The organism is Mycolicibacterium septicum DSM 44393, assembly GCF_000455325.1.
Lineage (GTDB): Bacteria > Actinomycetota > Actinomycetes > Mycobacteriales > Mycobacteriaceae > Mycobacterium > Mycobacterium septicum.
Genome location: NZ_HG322951.1, coordinates 3,776,800 through 3,798,783, shown reverse-complemented (window position 1 = coordinate 3,798,783; position 21,984 = coordinate 3,776,800). Strand labels below are relative to the sequence as shown.

The window sequence follows — 21,984 nt, the reverse complement described above, 5'->3', positions numbered from 1 at the left end:
CGTTGCGATCGGAGGCCCTCCTGCCTGCACCCGACTGGGCGCGAAGCCACCAAACATGTTGCGGCGGTGGCGTTGACGACGGCCACAACGGCCATGCTCGCCTCACGAGGCCCCGCGCCCGGCGGCCCACGATGCCAAGGTCATTGCACGCGCGGTACCCCGCTCCCAGCCGGGCGCGACACGTCGACTGCCAATCGTGTGTACAAGGCGCGCACACCTACCCGACATCGCCGCCACATTGAACTCGAATGCGACTCATTCTGGGCGTACAGCCATCTCCGGAATGGGGTCGAGGTCACCTGCACGGCTCATGCGGTGAAGCGCGACTGCGGCCAAGGCGCCCACCAAGAGCAGTCCGCCCCAGAGTAATTCGCTGACCCCGGCGTCCCGGGTGACTTGCAGGATCGCTCCAGTGGCGAGGTTGCCGATGAGTATCCCGATTCCCACCACCGTGTTGTAAAAACCGTAATGGGTGGCCACCAGACGATTTCCCGCAAGCGAGACCACGGTGTCCATCTCGAACGGAAATACCGCGGCCGAGCCCAGTGCCAGCAGAGACGCGCAGGCGAACAGGGCAATCAGAGCCGCCATGGAGCCCCACCGATTGCTGTCGGGAATGATCGCAAGTGGGGCAAAGGAGACCGCCAGGACACCCATTCCGATGACCAGCGAACGCGCCGAGCCCCATCTGGTGGCGAACCATCGGGTGATGCGCAACTGGCCACCCACAGCGATGATGCCCGAGATCACGAAAAGACCTGCCACGACCAGCGATTCATGTTCAGGGGCGAGCGCGGCGGCGTGCAAGGGCAGGGCCAGATAGATTTGGAAGTTCAACACGTAGCAGCCGATCATGGCCGCGGCGAAACGCCGGAATGCCCGGTTGGACATCACGACGCGCCAGTCGTCAAGGATCGAGGTCGTCTCACCCGGCGGGTCGGCGGTGTGTTGAGGCAAGGCGAACAACTGCGCCACCGTCAACCCGAGAAATACCGTGGCCGCGACTGCGGCGGCGATGCGGAAATCAAGGGCCATCAGCGCCAGGCCCGCCAGCGGGCCCGCGAGAATGCCTCCCTGATAGAACACGTTGAACATGGCGAACGCCTGCACCCGGCGTGGGCCCGAATCGGCTGCCAGGTAGGCGCGCACGGCCGGATTGAACAGCGCTCCTGCGAAACCGGTTGCTGCCGAGGCGATCAGCAGTGTGGGCAGCGACTGTGCCACGACCAGCAGACCGAACCCGGCGGTGCGCAGAAGACAGCCCGCCACGATCAGTGGCTTGTAGCCCAAACGATCGGCCAGTGTTCCACCGACGATGAACATTCCCTGTTGAGAGAAATTACGGACCCCCAGCACCAGACCGACGGCCCAGGCTGCCAACCCCAGAGGCCCGGCGAGATACCCCGCGAGGTAAGGCATCAACATATAGAAACCGAGGTTGATGCCGAATTGGTTGATCATCAGCAGGCGGCTGGGCCAACCAAAGCTTGTGAACTGGCGTAGCGCTGCCATCAGTGATCAGAACGCATCGGATCACACACTGTCGAGCAGCGCGTCCACGCGTGCACGACGCGGTCGGTGGGCCTGCACATCTCGGCGGGATCGGCGGGCGGTCGCACACCGAGCAGATCGTGCTGGCGGCAATAATCGTCGTTGTACACGGTGTCGAAGTAACGTTGCGGTCCGTCCGGGAAGATCGCGGCGATCGTGGTATCGGGCCGATGGGTACGAGCGAGCCACCCGGCTACCAGGGCGACCGCTCCCACACTCCATCCCCCACTGGCGTAGCGGGTTGCTGCCAGCGTTCGGCATGCCCACACGGCCTCGGCCGGCCCGACCCAGTGCACCTCATCGAAGGCGGCGTAATCGACGTTGCGGGGATAGATGCTGGAGCCCAGGCCGCGCATCAAGCGCGTCGCGGCGGGCTGGCCGAAGATGGTCGAGCCGACGGTATCGACACCGACGAGCTTCAGATCTGGGTTGAACTGGCGCAAGACGCGGGTGACGCCGGCAGAGTGGCCACCTGTGCCCACCGAACACACCAAGACGTCAATGGTGCCGAGTTGGGCGTGCAGTTCCAGCGCCAAACCCTGGTATGCCTCGACGTTGTCGGGATTGTTGTACTGGTCGGGATTCCACGCATGCGGGTCAGCGGCGAGCACCTCGGCGACCTTGTCACAGCGTGCGCCTTGCCAGCCCCGGTCGGGATGCGGCTGGGTGACGACCCGCAGATCGGCGCCGTAGGCGGCCAGCATCCGGTGCATCATCGGCTCCATCCCCGGGTCAGTGACCAGTGTCACCGGGTGTCCGTACACCGTGCCGGCGAGGGCTAGCCCCAAACCCAGTGTGCCGCTGGTCGATTCAACGATTCGTGCTCCGGATTTCAGGTCACCGCGGGCACGGGCCCGTTCCACCAGATGCATCGCGGTCCGGTCTTTCATACCGCCGGGATTGAAGCCCTCAAGCTTGGCCCAAAAGCCAGCTCCACCGTCGCTGAACGGCGAGGATACCCGCAGAATTGGGGTGTGGCCGACCAACGTCCCGGGGCCACTATTTCGCTGTAGACAGCGATGTTGGGGTTGGTCGGTGTCGGCTGGTGGTGTCGAACGAGTCGACAGTAGGTCGTTCATATCCGGTGTCGGCTTTCTGGGCGCGCCACAACCTGACCGTGTGGCAATGAGAAATAGGGAGCAGCTGTGCCCAGGCTGTGTCACACCCTCAGGGGGTGGCCTAGGCGTCCGCCCCGCTCAGCGCCGCGCTACGCACAAGCGGATCAATACCTGCTGGCCCGAGGCGATTACGGCGGGAATGGTCGGCGGAGCACGCATCGCGGACCAGACCGAAAAGCCCCACAACCTCCAGGCCCACACCACCGCGATGACGACGCCCAACGCCGCCACCGCCCCGGCGGGCCGTGGTAGCACCGCGATGGCGAACTCCTCAGGACACGAGGTGAGGCCTTCGGCAGCGTGAAGATGGTCGGCGACCACACCGTCGACAGACCCCGCGGCCAGAGCCGGTCCACCTACAGCCGAGGCCGAGGACAACCCGATGGCCGTCGGACACGACGAGACGGCCACACCGCCGGTCGCGAGCACCGACAATGCCAAGGCCAGCAGCAGGACTGGACGCCATCGATGCCTCGGCAAGACTTTGACAAAGCGCGCGATGGTACTCACGACGGTGTCGAGGCCCTTCGCTGTGGCTGACATGCGGGCCGCTCGGGTTTGCCCGTCCGCGATCGTCCGGCGACATGCCCGGGCCGAGCAACCCAGTACCGCCGTACCGCAACCGGTTTCAGGACACGTTTATCCTCGACGCGGCTGCTCGCGGACCATCCTCGCAATGCCTCTGCCCCGGTGTGGGTGGTCACGTGCGCCTTCACAACCCCCTCAGGTCGCTGTGGGGATCTGCGCCGCCGCAACGGGCCCGCCAGGATCAGGATTGGGCCTCCGCGGATCGATCGCGGCGACACCCGTGGCGCCCAGCAGCCCGCCGGCCGTTGCGGTCTCGCGCTGCGCAGACGCGGGCAGGCCTGAGGACGATCGCGTCGGTGCAACGAGCTCCGCCAAATCGACTTGGCGTGATCGGCACGCCCGCATTCCTGGCCGGGCGGCTGAGCCTGGTCGCCGGGTGTCGCGAGGCGATCGTTGATGTGGGCGACGGACTGACCGCCGCTGCTGAACCCGCGGCCGCGCCGACGGCGGCCGCGAGCGGAGACAGCCGTGGTCAGCGCTTGCACATGAGGTCCACGTAGACGGTTTTGTAGCGAACCAGCGGGTTGACGTTTCCTGCGGGTCCACGCTGTATCCACGAGTGCTTGACCGAAGTTCCCGGGCGTACCGCGCTGACGCTGCACTTGTCCATCGACGCGTTGCCGACCTTGTTGAGGATGACGCGATAGCCATCGGCTTCGAGTTCGGCGATCGTCGCTTGGGCTGATGCCTGTGCTGTCGGCGCGGCCAGTACCGGTGCCGCCAGACCGAGACCGGACGCACTGATTAGCGTCGTGACGGCTAAAGCCTTAACAGTGGTTCCCGATATGCGCGTCATACTGAAATCCTTCACAAAACACGTCAGTGTGCATTTTTTTCCGCTTATTCGGCGCCTGATTCCAGGCTAGGAACCCACACGCACATCGGCAAGACATTCACATCGGATGCATACGAATCGGGAAGTCTTCCAGCATATAGAATTCACATGTTACAGACAGAATGAAACCCATGTTCAACACACATAATCCACATAAATCCAGTCACATCGAATCCCGATAAATTTGTTCGCGGTGTTCAGTCGTTACTGGTCAGAGGTAGTTTCACGCGAAAAACTGTCTGCCCGTACTCTGATTCGGCACTCACCGACCCATGATGGGCTTCGGCAATCGACGCGACGATGGCCAATCCCAACCCTGTGCTGGCGATTTCGCCTGACCGGGAATTGTGTGCGCGCACAAAGCGCTCAAATAAACGTGGCAACAAATCCGGGTCGATACCGGTGCCGTCGTCGGCAACAGTGACCTCGACGAATCCGTCGTCACCGACAGTGACGCTGGTCCTGACCGTCGTCCCAGCCGGCGTGTGCACCCGCGCATTGGTCAGCAGATTGCTCAGGAGTTGGTGTAGACGATCACGGTCACCGCTGATCCACACCGGTGCAGTCGGCACGGTCGTGGACCAACGATGATCGGGTCCCGATACTGATGCGTCGTTGACGGCAGCGGCGACGACATCGCACAAGTCCACCTCGTCGGCCAGCAGGTCCTGCCCCTCGTCGAGGCGCGACATCAGCAGCAGGTCACCGACTAAGCCGCTCATCCGCTGCGCTTCGGCTTCGATGCGCGCGAAGGCGTACTCGCTGGTGGGGGGCAGCTCGACACTGTCTTGGCGGGTGAGTTCTGCATAGCCGCGGATCGCGGCCAACGGGGTGCGTAGTTCGTGACTGGCGTCTGTGAGGAACTGGCGAATCCTGCGGTCCGATTCGGCTCGCTGTGCCAGCGCGCCGTCCACGTTGACCAGCAGCCGATTGAGGGCATCACCGACAATGCCCACCTCGTTGTCAGGATCAGTGTCAGCTTCGTCGACGCGCGCCGTGATCCTGTGCTCATCGTCGGCCAGCGGTAACGTCGCGACCCTGGCTGCTGTCGCCGCTACACGGCGTAACGGCCGCAGCGCGTAGTCCACCACTAACACCGTCCCGATGCTTGTGACCACCAGCGCGATGACGATAAGTCCCACTGTGGCAATGGTTTTTGCGGCAACCACTTCCTCCGCCCGGTTCAGCGACACCGCCGACACCAACCGATCCCCGCCCTCGGCCTCGCGACTTTGAACCCGGTAGAATCCCAGGTTGGGGAATTCGAATGTGCGGGGCGGGCCATCGCTCCAGGCCTGCGACTCGATCACCCCAACAACATCTTGTGGGGCCGGATCCGCCCCGGTGTCAGAAAACAACGCGGATTCAACCACGGTGCCTTTGCGTAACACCGCGATCAGATTCCCGGGGCCCTGCCCGATGAATTCGGTCAACTCTTCGGTAGTTGCCGGATCCGGTGAGTGCTGCGACCCCGTTCCGTTCTGCTTCAATTTGGAGTAGATATGGGTGAAAGCGGTCAATGACCGCGCCAACTCGGCATCGCTCGTGCTGTTGACGTAGCTCCGAACGCTCAGCACCGAGATCGCGCCCACAGCGAGAAGCACAGCCGTCACAACGGCGCATACCCCGAACAACACCTGCCGGCGGACGGTTCCGGGGACCCACCATCGCCGTTGCTTGCCGATCATCGGGCCCTCCGTGCCGAACTGCCCCGATCAACGGCGTTCGTCGTTCTCCGATGCTCCACACTGGCGCAGCGATACCAGCCGCGGTCGACAAGACCACAGTTCAACTGGCGCGCAACAGGTCCCGCATCGTTGCGTGCATTGGGAAGTGCTAGCCTGCCAGATCCGCACTGGTTCCAATTCCGCTGCAGCAAAATCGATCTCGCTATCATGAACGCCCCCTTCACGCTGCGCCTTCGACCATGGGCGCAACTGCCGACAACTCACCGGCACCCCAGGCGGTGACCCACCGCCACAGCGCCACGACAAGCCGAGCCACACGCCACGGCGCGCGACGACCTCCGCGTGAACACGCCGCGGTTGTCATGTGTGACGTAGCGAGCAGGGCCCCGGCATGCGGGAAGGTCGACAGGCACGCGCCGCTGGCGGTGACACACCCATATTGTTACGTGCGCATATTCGCATGTCACCAAGTTCATGCCGTTTTCACACCTGAGCGCACCTCGCGACGCTGGACAACGATTACCTCCAGCTGGGTGCAGGTGCGCGTCGAAACCACATTCGACCGTTGCGCTATGAGCGGCCCGTGGTGCGGGTGACTCATGAGTGCTGCCCTCAGGCCCTCTCGGCCAACGCGGGGTGCTCAACTCAACCTTGCGCCGCTACGAACGGGGCCGCCTTTCTAGCGTGTCCGGGCCGTTGGAGTCACCGTCTATGTGCGTAAGGTGCGACACGCTCAGTGCGCCAGGGCGATTGGGCCGACAGTCGAAGCCTATGATCGATTCCCATTTGGTGTGCCGGATTGCAGCGTTACTGGCGGCCGGCCGCTGGCAGGCTCGTGCTGCGGCGGTGGTGCTCGTCGAGGCGTTGTGCGAACTCACCGACGGTCGTGTCGCGCTGTATACCCAACTCATCGAAGGACACGAGCCCGGCGCCGGTTTTCACCCCGACGTGGTCGTAATACACCGAGGCAAAGAAGTGCCGGTCGGCTTCGGGCAGATGCGCCACAATGGTGTAGGGCATGTACGGCAGCGTCTGGTCTTGCAGCCATCCGTAGGAATCGGTCGACTCGGCTACGACGAAAAGCATTTCGCCCGTGGCCGATTGAGGGAAGTCTCGCTCGAAGTCCTTGCGAATGCGTGCCTTCTGCTCCAGGTCCTCGCCGACACCTTCACGATAGAATTCAGGAGTGAACTGCGAGAGGAACAGCCGGCTGGTGTGCAATCTGGCATCACTCGGTGGGCTGGTCTGAACCCGCACAACGCGCAGCGGCTCATCATCGATGATGATGCGTTGCTCAGCATGAAGGCACATCTGCCGGTAGCCCATCTTGGCCAGCCGAATCGCGGCTTCCTCCATGAGCTCGTCGAGGACGGGCGCCCCCGTTTTGTTCACGTCTACCCCCTGGGGTGAATAGACGTGCCAATTCTTGGGGCGATCCGCGCTGAGGAACGTGCCGTCGGCATATTCGAGGTCACTGATCACTATCAGATGGGCCACCCGCGCGGCGTTGCCTTTGGGTGTGTGAATCGAGTCCGGGCCTGGGGTGTCCGCTTCGGTCAGGCCCGGACTCGGTGTACTCGGCGTGGTCGGTTCTGTGGACGGGGGCGGCCACGGTGACCGGCCGGTGTTCACGGTCAGATTTGCATCGCCACCGTGGGTCAAGCCGAGCAGTCGACGGTAGGTGCTGTGATATTTGGCCGGCACCGGGCGAGTGCCCCGTTCCCACTGTGAAACGGTTGCTCGACTGACGCCTAAGGCTCGTGCGATGTCGGTTTGATTCAGCCCCGCAGCTACTCGGAGCTGCGCCAGCGTCGCCGCACCTGTGGGCGCGTGATACAGATCCGCGATCGCCACCCCCACGGCTGCGGCGATCGCGGGAATGCTGCGCGGCCGCGGTCGACATTCCCCGGTCTCCCACTGCAAGACCACTTCCCACTCGGTCTCGAGGCGTCGGGCCAATTCCGTGCGCGTCAAGCCCAGCCGCTCCCGTGCCGCGGTCAGGCGGGACCCGTCAAAGCCGCCCTTTGGACGATCCTCTCTGGACACACGGCTAATCCTGCCATGTCGGCCCGGCGGCACACCGGCTTCGCTCGTAGGGCTGCAGACCTTTTGCCCACCCCTTTTCGCGTCTATTATCGTGTTACCGACTTGCGAGTAGCATCCGGTGATGGTGTTTGCTGATCTTTCGCTTGCGTGTGCTGTTCCCGGCTGAGGCTAAGGCGCGCTGCGGTCCCGGGATCCTGGCCCGCTCGATTCGAGCCCCATGCCTTGGTTGCATTGCTGCGCCGTCGCGCTGATGGCGAATACCGTGTGACACATAGATATTTCGCGTTGAAACTCTGACATCGTTCGGGAGGGTGAACCGCGCTACCACCACTGGGTGCCCGGAAGTGTCCCGCCCGAAGGACGTCCAAGGCTGGTCGCAGGGCGAGGTGCGGGGCGGGTCACGCTGGATTGCTGGAGATCTTGTGCGGCGCTACATGCATGTGGTGAACTAGCGGTTATCTTCCGCTGGCGCGCGGCCGCCGCTGACGCGTCAGCTTTGGGTCGGAGACGATCACACATTCCTATGAAGGAGGTGACCGATACGCACTCGACCGCTGATCTCGTAATTCTCACCTAGACATTGAAAAAGCCGGGGGCCAGCCCGGCTTCTTCGGTGTGCCTCGATGCGGCTCGCATCTCTCTCCATGTGAGGAGGACACATGGCTATTTCACCGTGCCCTGGAACAGATGTCAACCCCTCGGCGACAATCGTTCGGCCGTCAGTGCTGCGGGAATCGTGCGCTGATCCGCCCGTCAAAGCTGTGGCCATCACCGGGCAACCGGCTGGGCGGGCGCCGCTTCCGGTCAACGATGCTCCGTACACCAAGATTCTGTACGACGACCCGGAGACGGGCCGACGCACACGGTCTCGGATCGTCGCCGAGCTGGGCGGTATCCGGTTCGAATCCTGCGTACCCATCCGCACGTTTCCCGCCTACCGCGGCAGGCGGTCACGCCAAGGGCGATACTGGTTTTCGCGGTCTCAATCGCATGTGCGGTTTGAGTCTCGTTTCGAGATGACCGCGCTGATGGTGCTCGACTTCGTTGGCCACGCAACAGCGGTCAGCTCCAATCCGTTCTGGCTGCTGTGGCCGACCGGAACGACACCGGTGCGCCACGCCCCGGATTTCTTCGTGCGGCGCCGCGACGAATCGGTGCTGATCGTCGACGTCAAACCCGCGCAGCGAATGACCGACAAGGATCGTGTGCAACATGACTGGACACGCGCTGTCTGCGGTGAACTAGGTTGGGATTACCAAGAATTCACCGAGCTGAATGTCGTACTTGAGCGCAATCTGCGCCTGCTGTCGGGGTACCGTCACCCACGGTTTGCTCCCCCCGACGACAGCGGTGCCCTCATCGCAGCGCAGGCGCGGGCCGCCGGGGAAAACGGTGTTCGGCTGCCCGAACTGATCGATGCCGCAGCCCTCTGCACTGGTCTGACCGCCGATCAGGTGATCGCCGCGGTGTATCACATGCTGTGGAACGCGCAGCTTCACGTGGATCTGAACCATCCGTTGACATGGAACGCGACGGTGCGACCATGATCCACATCCAAACCGGTGACATCGTCGAATTTCGCGGCCAGACATGGCAGATCCGCGATTCGGATGCCACCACAGTGCACCTGAAATGCCTCGACGACGGCAGCAGTCTCACGCTGCCGACGGGGGTGCTGCTGGCCGATGAGACCTTCGTCGGCCCCGGCGATCCCGGCCCGAGCGTGGCAGACCAGCGATTGCTCGACCTCACCGTCCCGCAACGACGCAGGGAGGCCGAATTCTGGTACGCCCACATGTACGAAGTGAAGTACGGCATCGCGTTACGGGACCGCGGCGTCATCGACGCACCCCCACCCGCGGCCACCATCGCCTCACGTCTGGGCGCCAAACGGCACGAACTGATGCGCGCCGGCCTCGAAGTCTCCATGTCCACCATGTGGCGCAAGTGGCGCGGCTTCAACCGTCGAGGCGTCCTCGGATGTGCTGATCTGCGCGGAATGCCCGGCCACGTCCGGCTGTCGGGAATTGATCAACGCGTGGAGGCAACCCTGGCCGCTGTCCGCAACCACTTCATCGACAAATCCACCCCCACAAAGAAGCAGATCATCGAAATGGCCAAACACCGACTCACCGACGACAACGTCGCCATGCCCGGCAAAACCTCCTGGTACGAGCTGCTCAAGAGAGTGGACCGGGGCGAGCACATCACCGGCGACGCAACCTCGCGCCGCAGCCACGCCAACAGCCCCGACCGGGCCTTCAACAAGATCGTCGCCCTGTTCCCCGGGGAGGAAGTCCAGCTGGACTCCACACGGCTGGATGCCATGGTGCTGATGGCCGACGGGCAGCCGGCCACCGTCGATCTGGCAGCAGGAATCGACGTCGCCACCGAGACCATGCTCTCACCGATCCTGCGCCCAAACGCCTGCAAGACAGTGGATGCCTTGGAGATCTGGGCCAACGCCGCGGTTCCCAAACAGTTGATCCCCGGTTGGTCAGAGACCATGGCGATCGCGCGGAGCTATCTGCCCGACGTCATGCTGCCCACCGAGGACTTTGATGCCGCCCTCGCCAACTACCCCATCATCGATGTGCGAGGTGTGGTGGTTGATCGGGGCAAGATCTTTGTGTCAGAGGCCTTTAAGCGCGCCGCCGAAACCCGCGGTGTCAACTACTACTTGTCGCCCCCGTTCACCCCCACGGCTAAGCCCCACATTGAACGGCTCCTGGAAACCATCGCTGATGACTTCGTGCGATGGATACCCGGCTACAAAGGACGATCGGTCAATCATCGCGGTCGTCGACCGGACAAAGAAGCGCTGTGGCCGCTGCCGTTGCTTCAGGCCCTTCTCGACGAATGGACCGTCACCGTCTACCAGAACCGCCCACACACCGGTGTCGAGGTAGGAATGGCGCCACGAATGAAGTTGTCCCCCAATGCTATTTACCGCGCACTGTCCCAGTCGGCGCCTACCCCGATCCGCACGCTGAGCCGCGACGAGTGGATCGGCTTGCACCCATACAAGTTCAGGCGTATCAACCGCTACGGAATCAACTTCGAAAAACTGGTCTACGACTGCGATTCATCAGCGTTTCACCGACTGCGTCGGAGAAAGTCGCCCAACCAGAAACACAACGGCAAGTGGGAGATTCGCTACGATCCCAATAACCTGCTGCATATTTGGGTACGCGATGAATCATTCGACTACGACGAGCGCGGCCGCCAGGTGTTCAAGGACAACGGCTGGATCGAATGCGACTGGGTTCTGGCCAAATTCGCGGTCATCCCGTTCGGCATCGACCTCCTTCACGCCATCAGACGCGACCTGGGAAAAAAGGTGAGCGACAAGCAGGTGCTCGAACGCGCTGAGCACATCCACCGCCAACTTCTCGGTGGCCCGCCAGAACCCCACCGCCGACCGCTGACTCGTTTGGAGACCGTCGCCGGCCGCGCGAACCTCGCCAGACAACAGCTCTGCACGCCCATACCGGCCCAGCCCGACCGCGCTCCGTCGCTACAGGATGCCGATGCGGTGCCACTACCTGACTACCCACCACCGCCCCCGGTCGAACCCATGCGCGTCATGCGCCTGTCTGAAGGATGGTGAGGGCGTGGCGTCACCAACTACGAAAGAGGAATGGCGCGAATACTGCACCTACGAGCCGACCCCAGACGCAGGTCGCCCCCACCTGAGCATCGATGAGATCAGGGCTCTCACTGCAGAACAGAGATCGCTCTACAACGACCAGCGCGTCGCCTACCTCGAAGAAGAGCGGTTGTTTCCGACCCGCGACCTCACCAGCGTCCTCGCGTTGGCACACAAACTGATGCGCGCTGCACGTGTCAAGAAGTTCGTCGCGCGCCGAGGCATACGCGTGTCGGGAAACACGCGCATCGGAAAATCCACTGCCGTCATGGCCGCGGGTAAAACTCTGGATTGCGAAATGCGTCGCATCAGCGGACGCGAAACCGACCTGTCCTACCTGCCCGTCATCTACACCCCGATCGCCACGGCGACGTCGATAAACAAGCTGTGGATCAGACTGGCCGACTTCGTCGGAGCACGTGAGATACGCGGCACCGATCCCGATGAACGCCTACTTGACCTCGCGCACCTGCTCAAGAAGTTGGGCACACGGTTTGTCATCCTCGATGAGGCGCAGCGCCTCAACACCGACCGTCCGGCCGTGGCTGAGGTGGCCGACGCGATCAAAGTCTTCGCCGAGACCCTCGACGCCACCATGATATTCGCGGGAATCTCGCTGGACACGGCGCCGCTGTTCAGCGGCAGGAGCGGTGAGCAGTGGCGAAAGCGCACGCGGCCGGTCAACATGAGCAAGTACGAAGCCAGCAGGAACGGTGACCAACTTGAGTGGCAACGGTTGGTCGCGGCATTCGAATGTCTGCTGCCGCTGCCGCTGCACGAACGGGGTCTGTTGGAACGCAACGCCGCCTACCTGCTGCACCGCACCGACGGCTCGCTCGCACTGCTCAGCGATCTCATCGTTGATGCAGCCTCGGCCGCCATCGATTCGGGAACCGAAGCGATCACTCTCGAACTGCTCGACACCATCGCCGTCGACGATGAAGACCGCGGAACGGTCCCCCATGAGCAGTAAACCTGACACCCCGCCCCGAGACCTCGGCCCGATCGCCCACCGGTCACGATTCCGGCGCCTGCCGATCCAGGTCCGGCCCATGACCGCCGAAACATTGCACAGCTACCTCGGCAGAGTCACCGACCAAAACTTGCTGCGCCCCGGGATGCTTCGCGACCTGTCGAAGGGCCGCGGGTTTGCGACCACGCTGTCAACATTGACCGGTTACTCGAAACGCCACCTGGTCTTCTCCCTCCCCGAACTACGCACGCCGGCCAGTCTGCGTGCGTACCCACAATTGGCCGGCGAAGTAAGTTCCTGCGCCGGCAAGCGACCCGCGTGCCAACAGTGTGTCGCCGCGCGACTGGGTACCGATGACTGCGTCACCGTCTTCGCCAGCCACGAACAGCTCATTTGCCCCACCCACAGCCGCTGGCTCGGGAATGGGTCGTTGAAATGCCCACGACCACACCAATTCTCGATTGCCGCATGCCCCGAAATTATTGCCGCAAACCTGCAGCACAAGCGAATAATCAGCCGCTGGGGACGTGGGCCCACCCATGCCAGCTTCCTTGATGCGGTGACGTGCCTGTCGAGGTGGAGCCGCTGGCCGGTCGTCATGACTGCATCCGACATTCGAGGGCGCTGGGAGCGCCTCGACATCACCGACGAAAGCCCACCGCTGTCGCCGGCTGAGATCGCGGCGTGGTATCCCAACGCGGTATCGCTGACGCGGGTGATCCTGGCTCAACGCCGGGAGATCAAAACCGCACGCGGAATGACCCGCAACATCGCTACCGCCAGCGTGGAGCGGCTCAGACGAGAAGTCGTCGAGGGATTGGCCACCAGCGGCGCGTTTGACCCCTACCGCTACGCCATCACCAGCGATCGAATCGAACCCGACTCCGAAGTCGAAGCCCCCGCCCGCCCCCGACACTCCCCCGCAGCAACGGACAATCAACAAACCTGACGAACCCTGCAGCCCCGGGCCGCCGGACCTGCCAGAGCCTGAGTTGTCGTCGCGCGGCGCGGCAGCACGTTTGTCGGTTGTGCTCGCGCTGGGGCAGCCGCGGACCTGTATAGGGTCTGGCCATGACCTTCCTGCCGTGGGTGTCAGTGGTGATCAGTCTTGCCTCGGTTGTGGTCGCCTTGTTCGCACTGAGAACGCACGGCAAGCGCGAGCTGCGCGGATTCAATCGGAAGCTGTTGACAGAACACGTAACCGAACTGCTCGTGCTCATCGACGCCGAACTTGCGCGACTTGGTGCAGGCAGCGTGCAGGAAGACGGATTCGACGTGAGCGGCGTGCGCTACATGGAGTTGTCGTACCAGTTCCTGAGCCGTAAGACGGTCATCGAAGTGGTCTCTCCCTCGTGCGCACGAGCGGTCACGCAATCACTGGAGCGAATGAGTACGTTTCGCAACGAGACCGACGGCAAGCCGTACTCGCTGCTTGGCGCCATGTTCAATGGGCTTGCGTTGATGCGGGGGCAGCTGCTCGTGACGCACTTGCGGGCAGTCGCCCACCCGCAATTCGACGAGAAGGAAATCAGGCAGCGGGCAGCCACGTTGAAATAGCCGCTCGACGGCACGAAGCTGGAACGGATTGTGGGGCCTGGCACCTGAGGGAACCGCCTGACGCTCCCGCGGCAAGCACAACATCCACACCCCAGCAGCGCAGATACCCACGCAGAACCACACCGGTGCGGGCAGAGGTCATTGCGGTGCCGATCGACGGGTTCATCGCGACCGCACCTAGAGGGCCCGCAGACGTGTTTCCGGTGGGAGAAACACACTTTCGTTGCCGGCAGTGCGGCGACCGGTCAAGCGGGCGACTTCGTCTCGGCTGAGGCCGCCACGGGTCATGAGCGTCTGTCCGATCGTTTGCGCCAACTCGGGTCGCTCGGTGGGGATGGCATCGGCGCCGGGCTCGTGCCGGCGCCACCCGCGCGCGTTCATGGTGCGATAGAACTTGGTGCGGTCGGCAGCGCTGACTTTCCCCAGACGGTGGGCGTGCTCGAAGATCGCCTGCATCGAGACGCCCCACATCTTCTTCAACGCGAGCAACCGTGACGGCGTGAGACTGTGCAGGTCGGACTCGATCACGTGCGACGGCATCAGCAGTTCGGCGGCGAAATCGTCGGCTTGCGATTCGACATCGGGGTCCACATAGCTCGAATGCAACACAAGGTGGCCCACCTCGTGGGCCAGCGTCCATCGTTTCCGATCAGTGGACAGATCTGCGTTGAGCAATATGACCGGATACTCGCTGGCCCACTGCGACAACCCGTCAATGCGCCGAGTTCCCAAGTGCTCCTCGACAACGATGACGCCGGCCGACTCGACCCAGCGCGTCAGATTGCGCACGGGACCGATCGGCATCCTCCACTGGGCCCGCACCATGCGGGCAGCATCAGCCGGTGTCGTGTCATCCGGATCGAAGGTGGGCATGTGGTTGGTCGGGCTCATCGGGATGCGGCGGGTCAAAAACGCCGACCGCATCCGGTAGAGGTTCAACTTCGATTCGGCCGACTTCCACTCCGAGACCTTGGTCGTCTTCTGCCGGCGCATGTGCGCGTCGGCTGCCAACGCTCCCCGAAGCTGGAATGGATGGGTGAGGAAATCCGGTGACACATCAAGGATTTCAGACATTCGCTCGACTGTGGCGTCGTCGGGTTCGCGCAGGTCATTCTCGTAGCGCGACAAGGCGGCCTGAGTGATTCCCAGGTGCTCTGCGAGTTCTTCCTGCGTGAGTCCGGCGGCGCGTCGGGCGGTCAGAATGACGTCGCCGATCTGGCTCATGGCTGATCCGTGGTGCCTTCGTCGCGCTCTTCGACCACGTCGCTGAGGTCCAGTTGCGGCAGCTGTGGGTCGATCGGTTCCCACGTGATGCCGGTCGCCTCACCACCTGCCGGCGACGTCAAGGTCACCGACCACACCGGGTTGTTCTTGCCGTCGCGGAACGACAAGATCGCCTCACCGATCTCACCGAGCTCGGGCTCCCAGATATAACCCATGGCCAGCGTGACCAGCTCCAAGCCGGGCAACGCGGCCTGATTGGTCCAGAACGCCAACGCTCCGCTGGTCGGGAACGTCTCGATCCGCAAGTTGGCGGCGTGGCGCTTGAAGCGCACCACATAGTTGGCTCCGTAGTGGATCTGCCGCGTCGGCTCTTCATCGACGACGGTCACCTCGGGATGACTGGCGACCTGGCTGGTCATGGAGTCCCACATGCGCTCGTGGATGAAGTTCGCGACGAAACGCTTGGAGAAGTTGACGAACCACTGCGGCTTGAACTCCTCGAAGACCGCCAGATCCGCCCGCGCGGTGTCGACGGCCACGACGAAGGCGCGCAAGAACTTGTCGCCAAGATCATCCACCACAACCTGCGGATCCGGGTATTGCGACATGCCAGAAAATATACCAGTGAGCGTCCGGTCTCGTCGCGATCAGCCCCGTACCGGCTCGGTGTGTCGAGGTCAGAGGCATCAATGTCGGCGCTCCAAGCGCCCGGAAACCATCTTGTTAATGTTGTACAAGGTTGTATAGTGAGCCCTATGGCTGATGAAGGTTTCCTGCGTGTCGCGCAAGCCGCGGCCTACCTTGGGGTGTCCGCGCAGACGCTGCGGCGATGGGATCGTGATGGCACCCTGCCCGCGCTGCGGCGGCCCGGCAGTGACTACCGGTATTATCGGCGCGCCGATCTGGAGCCGTTCCGGCTGCAGTACCGCCGTGCCCAGGAGGCTGCCGCCGCCGGCGCCGACAGCAGTGTGTTCGCCACCGCCAATGCCGATATCGAAGCCAACGCCGCACTGCGCGACCCGCAGCGTGAGGCGCATCGCGCGGTCCGCGAACACTTCGCCACCGGTGCTGGTCCCGCGATTGTGCAGATTCCGGTCGGGTGCGGCAAGACCGGGATCATGGCCACTTTGCCTTTCGGCATCGCGCGTGGACGCACACTGGTGATTACCCCGAATCTCACCATCCGCAAGGGCGTCGCCGATGCCGTGGACATCACCAGCCCACAATGCTTTTGGACCAAGTGCCGCGTGCTGTCGGACTTCACCGCGGGACCGTGGATGGCCGTCCTGGACGGACCCAATGCCAATATCCACGATGCGATCGAAAGCGACTTCGTGGTCTGCAACATCCAGCAGCTGGCCAGCCAGGCTGATCGCTGGCTGCCGCAGTTCCCCGAGGACTTCTTCGACATGATCCTGGTCGACGAGGGCCATCACGCCGCGGCCGAAAGCTGGCAGAAGGTCTTTCGCCGTTTCCCCAACGCCAAGGTGGTCAGTCTCACCGCCACCCCGTTTCGCTCCGATCAGCAGCAACTGCACGGTGAGATCGTCTACCGGTATCCGTTCACCCGGGCGATGGTCACCGGCTACATCAAGCAGATCCACTCCCGCAACGTCGCGCCGGCCGAGATCTACTTCACCTACCGCGACGACACCCGCCATCACACTCTCGAGGAAGTCCTGCAACTGCGCGAAGAGGCGTGGTTTCGCCGCGGGGTGGCGCTGAGCCCGGAATGCAACCGCCACATCGTCGAAGCCAGCATTCAGGCGTGCGACCGGATGCGCGCCCAGACGGGCATCCAGCATCAGATCATCGCTGCCGCATGCTCGGTCGACCATGCCCGCCAGGTCGCCGCCCTCTACAACGAGTGCCGATACCGGGCCGCTGAAATCCACTCCGATATGGACGAAGACGCCCAGGACGCGGTGATCGAGCGGCTGCGCCAAGGTCAGCTCGACTGCATCGTGCAGGTGCAGATGCTCGGTGAAGGGTTCGACCACCCCCGGCTCAGCGTGGCCGCGATCTTCCGGCCGTTTCGCAGTCTGGCGCCCTACATCCAATTCGTCGGCCGGGTGATGCGCGTCGTGCAGGAAGCCGCCCCTGAGCACCCCGATAATCAAGGCCACATCGTGTCCCACGTCGGGCTGAACAACGATGCCCGCTGGTCGGAGTTCCGTGAACTCGACCTCGACGATCAAGCCCTGGTGCACGGATGGGTCGCCGGCATCACCGACGAGGACGCCGACCAGGACGGTGACGGTGGCCCGCGGGCCCGCCGCTTCGACGGCGGCATGCTCGTTGACAACGAGATCCTCACCGACTTCGTCGAGCAGACCTACCTCGACCCCACCGACGACCGCGTTCTCGACGAGATCCTCGGCCGCGAAGTCGCTCCCGGTGTCCGCCTCGGCGACCTCGTCGAACGCGACCAGCTACGCCAGCGTCTGCTCGCCCAGCAGGCTGCCGCCGTGCCGCCCGCGCCACAACCGATCCCGGTCTCCCCGCAACGCGCCCGACAGTCGGCCAAAACTCGCGTCAACCAACGCACCAAGTCGGTAGCCAACCGAATCCTGGCCGACCTGGATCTGCCCCCGCGGGGTCATCAGCTGATGGCCGTCACCGCGGGCCCTCGCCAGCACAACTCCGTCATCGCGATCCGGCGTCTGTCCGCGGCGATCAACGAAGCGGTAGGCATGCCCAACGGCACCCGCGGTGACTGGTCACGCGAACAGTTCAGCACCATCTTCGACCGCATCGACGAGATCGCTGACACCGTCGGTGACACCTTGAGATCCCAACTGTCCCAACACGAGTAACCACAACCCGCACCGTGCCCCGAAGGAGTCGGCATGTCCCCCAAAGCGATACTGCGCCACGTCCGCGTCGAAACACCTCGCACAAATCATGAGCGGCACTGCGCTGCACACCTGCGGGGCAAGAACGCCCACTTCATCCTGGCCGGCGACACGCACTTGGTCGTCGTGGAGAACGACAAGCAGTTCAGGTACTGCCTGCCGGCGGCCGCCGAAGTCCTCGACCTCGCCGCGCACCAACTGTCCGAGCTGCGCCGACAGCTCGGACTGTGACATTGGCGGCCACGGTGAGGTAGTGACTCCGGGCGCATCCTGCTGCCCACCGCCCCGTCTGCTCGTCGGCGCAGGGATCGGGCGCTGATCGCCGCCACCGTCATTGCGGGTGAGATGTCCAGTTTGTCGGACACATTGCCTAGCGTGGTGGGTATGGGCACGACCAGCGGACCAGCGGCTGAGGGGGCATTCGACCGTCTCGGCAGGACGTGGATGCGTACCAGGCTCTTTGTGCTGTCCTACATGCCGCTGTTGCTGATCTTCGGGTTGCAGTGCACGACGTGGCCGGCTCGTATCGGCTACTTCGCTGCCGGCGCGGTGGTCGTTGTTGATGGCTGGCGCTGCACATATGGTCAGCGCAGGAAGAACTCGCGCACGGTGCAGGCCAGCACTGTGCGCGACAAAGGCAGCGAAGTATCGGGATACCTGGCCACTTATTTGCTGCCGTTTTTGTCCGGACCACCGAATTCCTGGTGGTCGACCGGGGCGTATCTGGTGTACTTCGCGGTGGCGTGGATTGTGTTCGTGAACAGCGATCTACTATTTATCAACCCGACGCTGTATGTGCTGGGGTGGAAGGTGATTGCAGGGCGTGTCAACGAACAGGACGTCTTGATCCTCGCCAAGACCCCGCCGCGAGCCGGCGAGCCATTCAGTGGGGTGAATTTTGCCGGCGGGTTGGTGAAAGTTGATGGCTAGAATCGGTGCCGTATTTTGGCGCAGTGCTCTGAGGGGGGCGATATATGAGAAACGACGAGGACTGGCTGGGGATTGGAACCGATTCCGACCCGCAATTAATTGTCGGTTGGCGGCCCCGCGCCCGCCAACTCACCGGCGGACGGATCGACCTGCACGCGGACACCTTCGAGGACCTGAGGGCTGTGGTTCACGATGCGATGGCCTATCTCGCGTCCGCCGAAGCGATCGACTTCGGCCACGAGGTTCTGCCTGTCGCCGGCGAGGAGTACATCCGCCGCGAGATTGTCGACCTACCCGCCGTGCACCGAGCTGAGCCAGAGGAGGGCGGCGATGACCAGGACGACAGCGCCGACCTGGTTCGGCTCATCGCCGACTGTGAGGGATTGACAGATATCACCGCAGGTCAACTCGCTGACGGAAACTTCGCGTTGTACGGCATCGTGTTTCGCCAGCCCAGCGGGGAGATGATCGGATGTGTCCGGGCGATCAATCCGGCCCGGACCTTGAAGAAAGCGGCCTTCTGGGGCCGGTTCGCCGGGTCGTTGCGCCGCACTCAGAAGCCTGATCTCATGCTGGAGTCAGAAGTCGACCTGGTGGTAACCGGCAGCGAATTGGCCATCATCCGCAGGTCGGCATATGACCGGCTGTTCTCCGATCTCGATGAGCTGGCCGCCGAGGTGCCGGCCAATGTTGCCGGCTTCGACGTGGCCATGCCCGAGCTGCCGTTCGCTGAGGGCACCGCCGAAGCAATCGTCGAGCTGGGAACCGCGCTCAGCAGCGTGGCCAAAAGGCTGAATCGTCTGCCGTCCCAGCCAGGCATCAGCGCCATGACGCCGTCCTCACTGCGCGAGGTGCTGGCCAAACACGGTGAAGATCCCGCAGAGTGGTTCGACCATGAAGACAAACTCGTGCTGGATCGGCGCCGAGCTAAGGAGTTCCTCGATATCGCCGAGGGCCGTTGGTGGACAGCCGATTTCCAACAAGAACGTCGCCGCGCCGACAAATTCCGCGCCCGATGAAATGTGTTGCACTCTGGCGCTGCTGAAACTGGGGTTGAACGGGTCGCCCGGCTGATCGAGCGGCGACGACATCAGCAAGCAGGGCAGACCAACTCGTGCCCGCGCGCGGCGGTGCACCGGGTCGAGGGGTCAGCGGGGTCGGTGTTCGCGGCCTTGCCGCTCAGACAGCAGGCGTTGCACACCGGCCGAACGCACATGCCCGGCCGGCACCTGGCGGTTCTCCAGCTTCGCCGAGGCCGTGGTGGCCCGGGCCGCGATCTTCTTGATCACCGCCTGGCACTTCGCCGCGGGCTGGACACCCGCCTGGGTCTTCTCGGGTGGACAATCCACGGGCCATACCTCCCCTCGGTCATGGTATCGATCGCGCCACCGACCAGCGCCGCAGTTATCGATTCACGTGCGGGGTGAACAGCCCGTCCTCGTGGTGCTTGATCTTGACACCGATCATGACTGGTTTCACGGCACGACCGGGATGGGGCTGCGGTGCACGCCGGGCCAGCGACCTTGTCGCGGTCGCCATCTCGTTGCTGACGAAGTAGGTCTGAGCCGCGTTGACAATCGTGGGCCTGTCCCGGCCCCAGGGGTCGACCGCGATCCAGAACGGCGGCTGCCCGGCAGGATCCCGCTGTGCAGCGCGGACCCAGACGTTGTCGGGGTCTGCGCTTACGTAGAAGCCGGAGATTGGCGGCGCGGAGCCGCGCAGGTTGAGCAGTACTTGGATGTGTTTGGCAAGATCGGCTTCTTGCGCGGTGTCGATCGTGCCGACGCGCTGCCATTGGCGGCCCGGGGTGTTGTTCTCAAAGGTGACTTCGGATGTCGTCGTTGAAATCCATATGTCGGGGGTCATGACCGTTATCGTGCCGGATCGGACACGAGAAAGCGGCCACGGGCGACTTCTGGTCATCGACGCGCAGCTCGGTCGGTTCACCACGAGTTCGTCGTCGGTGCCGAGGTGTAGGTTGCGAAGAATGCACGTCGTCGAACCCCGATACAACGCGGCCTGGGTTCCCTTTGAAGCGCGTATGGAGACGATCACCGGCAAGCGGCTCGCCAAGTGGCTCAACGCAAATGAGCGCCGCGGCCAAGGCAAGCGCGTCATCATGACGCCGCAGAAGTCGGGCAACGCGATCGACAACCCACCTGTATTAGCGGCCCTGGCCGCCCAGTCGACATGGGTTTCTGCCCGATCCGACACAGTTCCGTGGGGCGGGCCCGTGGTAGCGGCATGGCCCAGTGAAGAGTCCTTGATCAAGTGTGTATCCCGCGTCGGGGAATCCACCCTCACGGTATTCGAATGGGGAAAGGCGCCCGGGGTGCTCGGATGGGCAACCGCCACAGGCGCGTTCAACGCCGCCACCGGCGAACTGACGCCACCGCTAGAGCCCTCGCTGCACGACGAGTTCGAAAGCATGCTTTTCCTCGACGACCGTTTATCGTCTGCACCTAAGAGCGGGCGTGACCGCGGTTATGTCCACGAGTTCATGCGGACGTTTCACCGAGCCGGGCTCGACGCCGACTTTGTCGTCACCTACTGCATCGCCCTTGGATGCACCCGCGACCCGCGGCGCGTGCGGGAACACTATCGCGTGGCCAACGGCTGAGTCTTGGTTCGGCCCCTGCGCCCACCGCCGAGCTTGGCCGGTGCCCTGACCTAGGCGTTGGGAACAAGGTGATCGGGTACATCGATCAACCACGAGGAGCCATGGCCGCCCGCGGGATCGCGGCTTTCCCAACAGGTTCGAGATCAGTGAACTGCCCCACCTCATTTTGGCGGGATCGACACAGCGGCGCACTCTAGTCTGGTGTGAGCCCCGCCGGGTGACATCAGAGGGCAGGGCAACACGCCGATGGCTTGAACAGTGGAGGCGATGGTGATGGTCGAACCGGCACTGGTGGGCCGTTACTGTCACGGCTGCGGAGCCCCGCTGAGCGAGTCTGTACGTGGTGATGC

General features: G+C 63.5%; 20 protein-coding genes. 10 read left to right on the top strand and 10 right to left on the bottom strand.

Annotated features, from left to right (window positions below; translation table 11 throughout):
- Positions 1-255: 255 nt before the first annotated feature.
- The 6 genes from TX88_RS17840 to TX88_RS34285 all read right to left on the bottom strand — a co-directional run bounded on the left by TX88_RS17840 (position 256) and on the right by TX88_RS34285 (position 7,826).
- A complete protein-coding gene (locus TX88_RS17840) occupies positions 256-1,512 on the bottom strand; it encodes an MFS transporter (RefSeq protein ID WP_044518562.1) in 1,257 nt (418 codons plus the stop codon).
- The gene (locus TX88_RS17835; RefSeq protein ID WP_043369888.1) at positions 1,512-2,630 is read right to left on the bottom strand and encodes a PLP-dependent cysteine synthase family protein; all 1,119 of its coding nucleotides are present in this window, start codon (positions 2,628-2,630) and stop codon (positions 1,512-1,514) included. The genes TX88_RS17840 and TX88_RS17835 overlap by 1 nt, the downstream gene beginning before the upstream one ends.
- 117 nt (positions 2,631-2,747) lie before the next feature.
- Positions 2,748-3,212 (bottom strand): putative copper homeostasis (lipo)protein LpqS, encoded by a 465-nt coding sequence (lpqS, locus tag TX88_RS35175; RefSeq protein WP_019347171.1) that lies wholly within the window; start codon positions 3,210-3,212, stop codon positions 2,748-2,750.
- A 517-nt stretch (positions 3,213-3,729) separates the two neighbouring features.
- Complete coding sequence (locus tag TX88_RS17825; RefSeq protein ID WP_019347172.1) at positions 3,730-4,053, bottom strand: hypothetical protein; 324 nt, start codon at positions 4,051-4,053, stop codon at positions 3,730-3,732.
- Positions 4,054-4,289: 236 nt separating this feature from the next.
- A complete protein-coding gene (locus TX88_RS17820; RefSeq protein ID WP_019347173.1) occupies positions 4,290-5,780 on the bottom strand; it encodes a sensor histidine kinase in 1,491 nt (496 codons plus the stop codon).
- An 807-nt stretch (positions 5,781-6,587) separates the two neighbouring features.
- Positions 6,588-7,826 (bottom strand): type II toxin-antitoxin system RelB family anti-toxin, encoded by a 1,239-nt coding sequence (locus TX88_RS34285; protein WP_074416738.1) that lies wholly within the window; start codon positions 7,824-7,826, stop codon positions 6,588-6,590.
- 659 nt (positions 7,827-8,485) lie between these two features.
- Between TX88_RS34285 and TX88_RS17810 the strand changes: the two genes are divergently transcribed.
- From TX88_RS17810 to TX88_RS17790, 5 genes are all read left to right on the top strand, one after another.
- Positions 8,486-9,373, top strand: a complete 888-nt coding sequence (locus TX88_RS17810; protein ID WP_080989697.1) for a TnsA-like heteromeric transposase endonuclease subunit — start codon at positions 8,486-8,488, stop codon at positions 9,371-9,373.
- Positions 9,349-11,436, top strand: coding sequence for a Mu transposase C-terminal domain-containing protein (locus TX88_RS17805; RefSeq protein WP_019347176.1), 2,088 nt, complete (start codon positions 9,349-9,351; stop codon positions 11,434-11,436). Before TX88_RS17810 ends, TX88_RS17805 begins: the two co-directional genes overlap by 25 nt.
- Positions 11,357-12,448: a TniB family NTP-binding protein gene (locus TX88_RS17800; RefSeq protein ID WP_165610736.1), complete on the top strand. Its 1,092-nt coding sequence runs from the start codon at positions 11,357-11,359 to the stop codon at positions 12,446-12,448. Before TX88_RS17805 ends, TX88_RS17800 begins: the two co-directional genes overlap by 80 nt.
- A gap of 79 nt (positions 12,449-12,527) precedes the next feature.
- Entirely contained in the window at positions 12,528-13,397 is an 870-nt protein-coding gene (locus tag TX88_RS34280; RefSeq protein WP_162563158.1) for a hypothetical protein, read from the top strand.
- A gap of 122 nt (positions 13,398-13,519) precedes the next feature.
- Complete coding sequence (locus TX88_RS17790; protein WP_019347179.1) at positions 13,520-14,005, top strand: hypothetical protein; 486 nt, start codon at positions 13,520-13,522, stop codon at positions 14,003-14,005.
- A gap of 177 nt (positions 14,006-14,182) precedes the next feature.
- On the opposite strand, the gene TX88_RS17785 is transcribed toward TX88_RS17790, so the two are convergent.
- On the bottom strand, positions 14,183-15,229 hold the full coding sequence (locus tag TX88_RS17785) for a type II toxin-antitoxin system RelB family anti-toxin (protein ID WP_019347180.1): 1,047 nt from the start codon (positions 15,227-15,229) through the stop codon (positions 14,183-14,185).
- A complete protein-coding gene (locus tag TX88_RS34275) occupies positions 15,226-15,837 on the bottom strand; it encodes a hypothetical protein (protein WP_019347181.1) in 612 nt (203 codons plus the stop codon). Before TX88_RS34275 ends, TX88_RS17785 begins: the two co-directional genes overlap by 4 nt.
- Before the next feature lie 147 nt (positions 15,838-15,984).
- Here TX88_RS34275 and TX88_RS17775 point away from each other — a divergent pair, with 147 nt between their 5' ends.
- The 4 genes from TX88_RS17775 (at position 15,985) to TX88_RS17760 (ending at position 20,033) form a co-directional block, all read left to right on the top strand.
- Positions 15,985-18,045 carry a DEAD/DEAH box helicase gene (locus TX88_RS17775; protein ID WP_019347182.1) on the top strand — a complete coding sequence of 687 codons (2,061 nt, stop codon included), beginning with the start codon at positions 15,985-15,987 and terminating at the stop codon, positions 18,043-18,045.
- Positions 18,046-18,078: 33 nt separating this feature from the next.
- Positions 18,079-18,315: a hypothetical protein gene (locus TX88_RS17770; RefSeq protein WP_019347183.1), complete on the top strand. Its 237-nt coding sequence runs from the start codon at positions 18,079-18,081 to the stop codon at positions 18,313-18,315.
- Positions 18,316-18,468: 153 nt separating this feature from the next.
- The gene (locus TX88_RS17765) at positions 18,469-19,014 is read left to right on the top strand and encodes a KwaA family protein (protein ID WP_131721957.1); all 546 of its coding nucleotides are present in this window, start codon (positions 18,469-18,471) and stop codon (positions 19,012-19,014) included.
- 44 nt (positions 19,015-19,058) lie between these two features.
- Positions 19,059-20,033: a hypothetical protein gene (locus TX88_RS17760; RefSeq protein WP_019347185.1), complete on the top strand. Its 975-nt coding sequence runs from the start codon at positions 19,059-19,061 to the stop codon at positions 20,031-20,033.
- 129 nt (positions 20,034-20,162) lie between these two features.
- Here the strand turns inward: TX88_RS17760 and TX88_RS17755 are convergent, their stop codons facing one another.
- Positions 20,163-20,363, bottom strand: a complete 201-nt coding sequence (locus TX88_RS17755; RefSeq protein WP_019347186.1) for a hypothetical protein — start codon at positions 20,361-20,363, stop codon at positions 20,163-20,165.
- 55 nt (positions 20,364-20,418) lie between these two features.
- The gene (locus TX88_RS17750; protein WP_019347187.1) at positions 20,419-20,880 is read right to left on the bottom strand and encodes a hypothetical protein; all 462 of its coding nucleotides are present in this window, start codon (positions 20,878-20,880) and stop codon (positions 20,419-20,421) included.
- Between TX88_RS17750 and TX88_RS17745 the strand changes: the two genes are divergently transcribed.
- Entirely contained in the window at positions 20,879-21,634 is a 756-nt protein-coding gene (locus TX88_RS17745; protein ID WP_131721956.1) for a hypothetical protein, read from the top strand. The two genes, TX88_RS17750 and TX88_RS17745, sit on opposite strands and share 2 nt — an antisense overlap.
- Positions 21,635-21,984 lie beyond the last annotated feature (350 nt).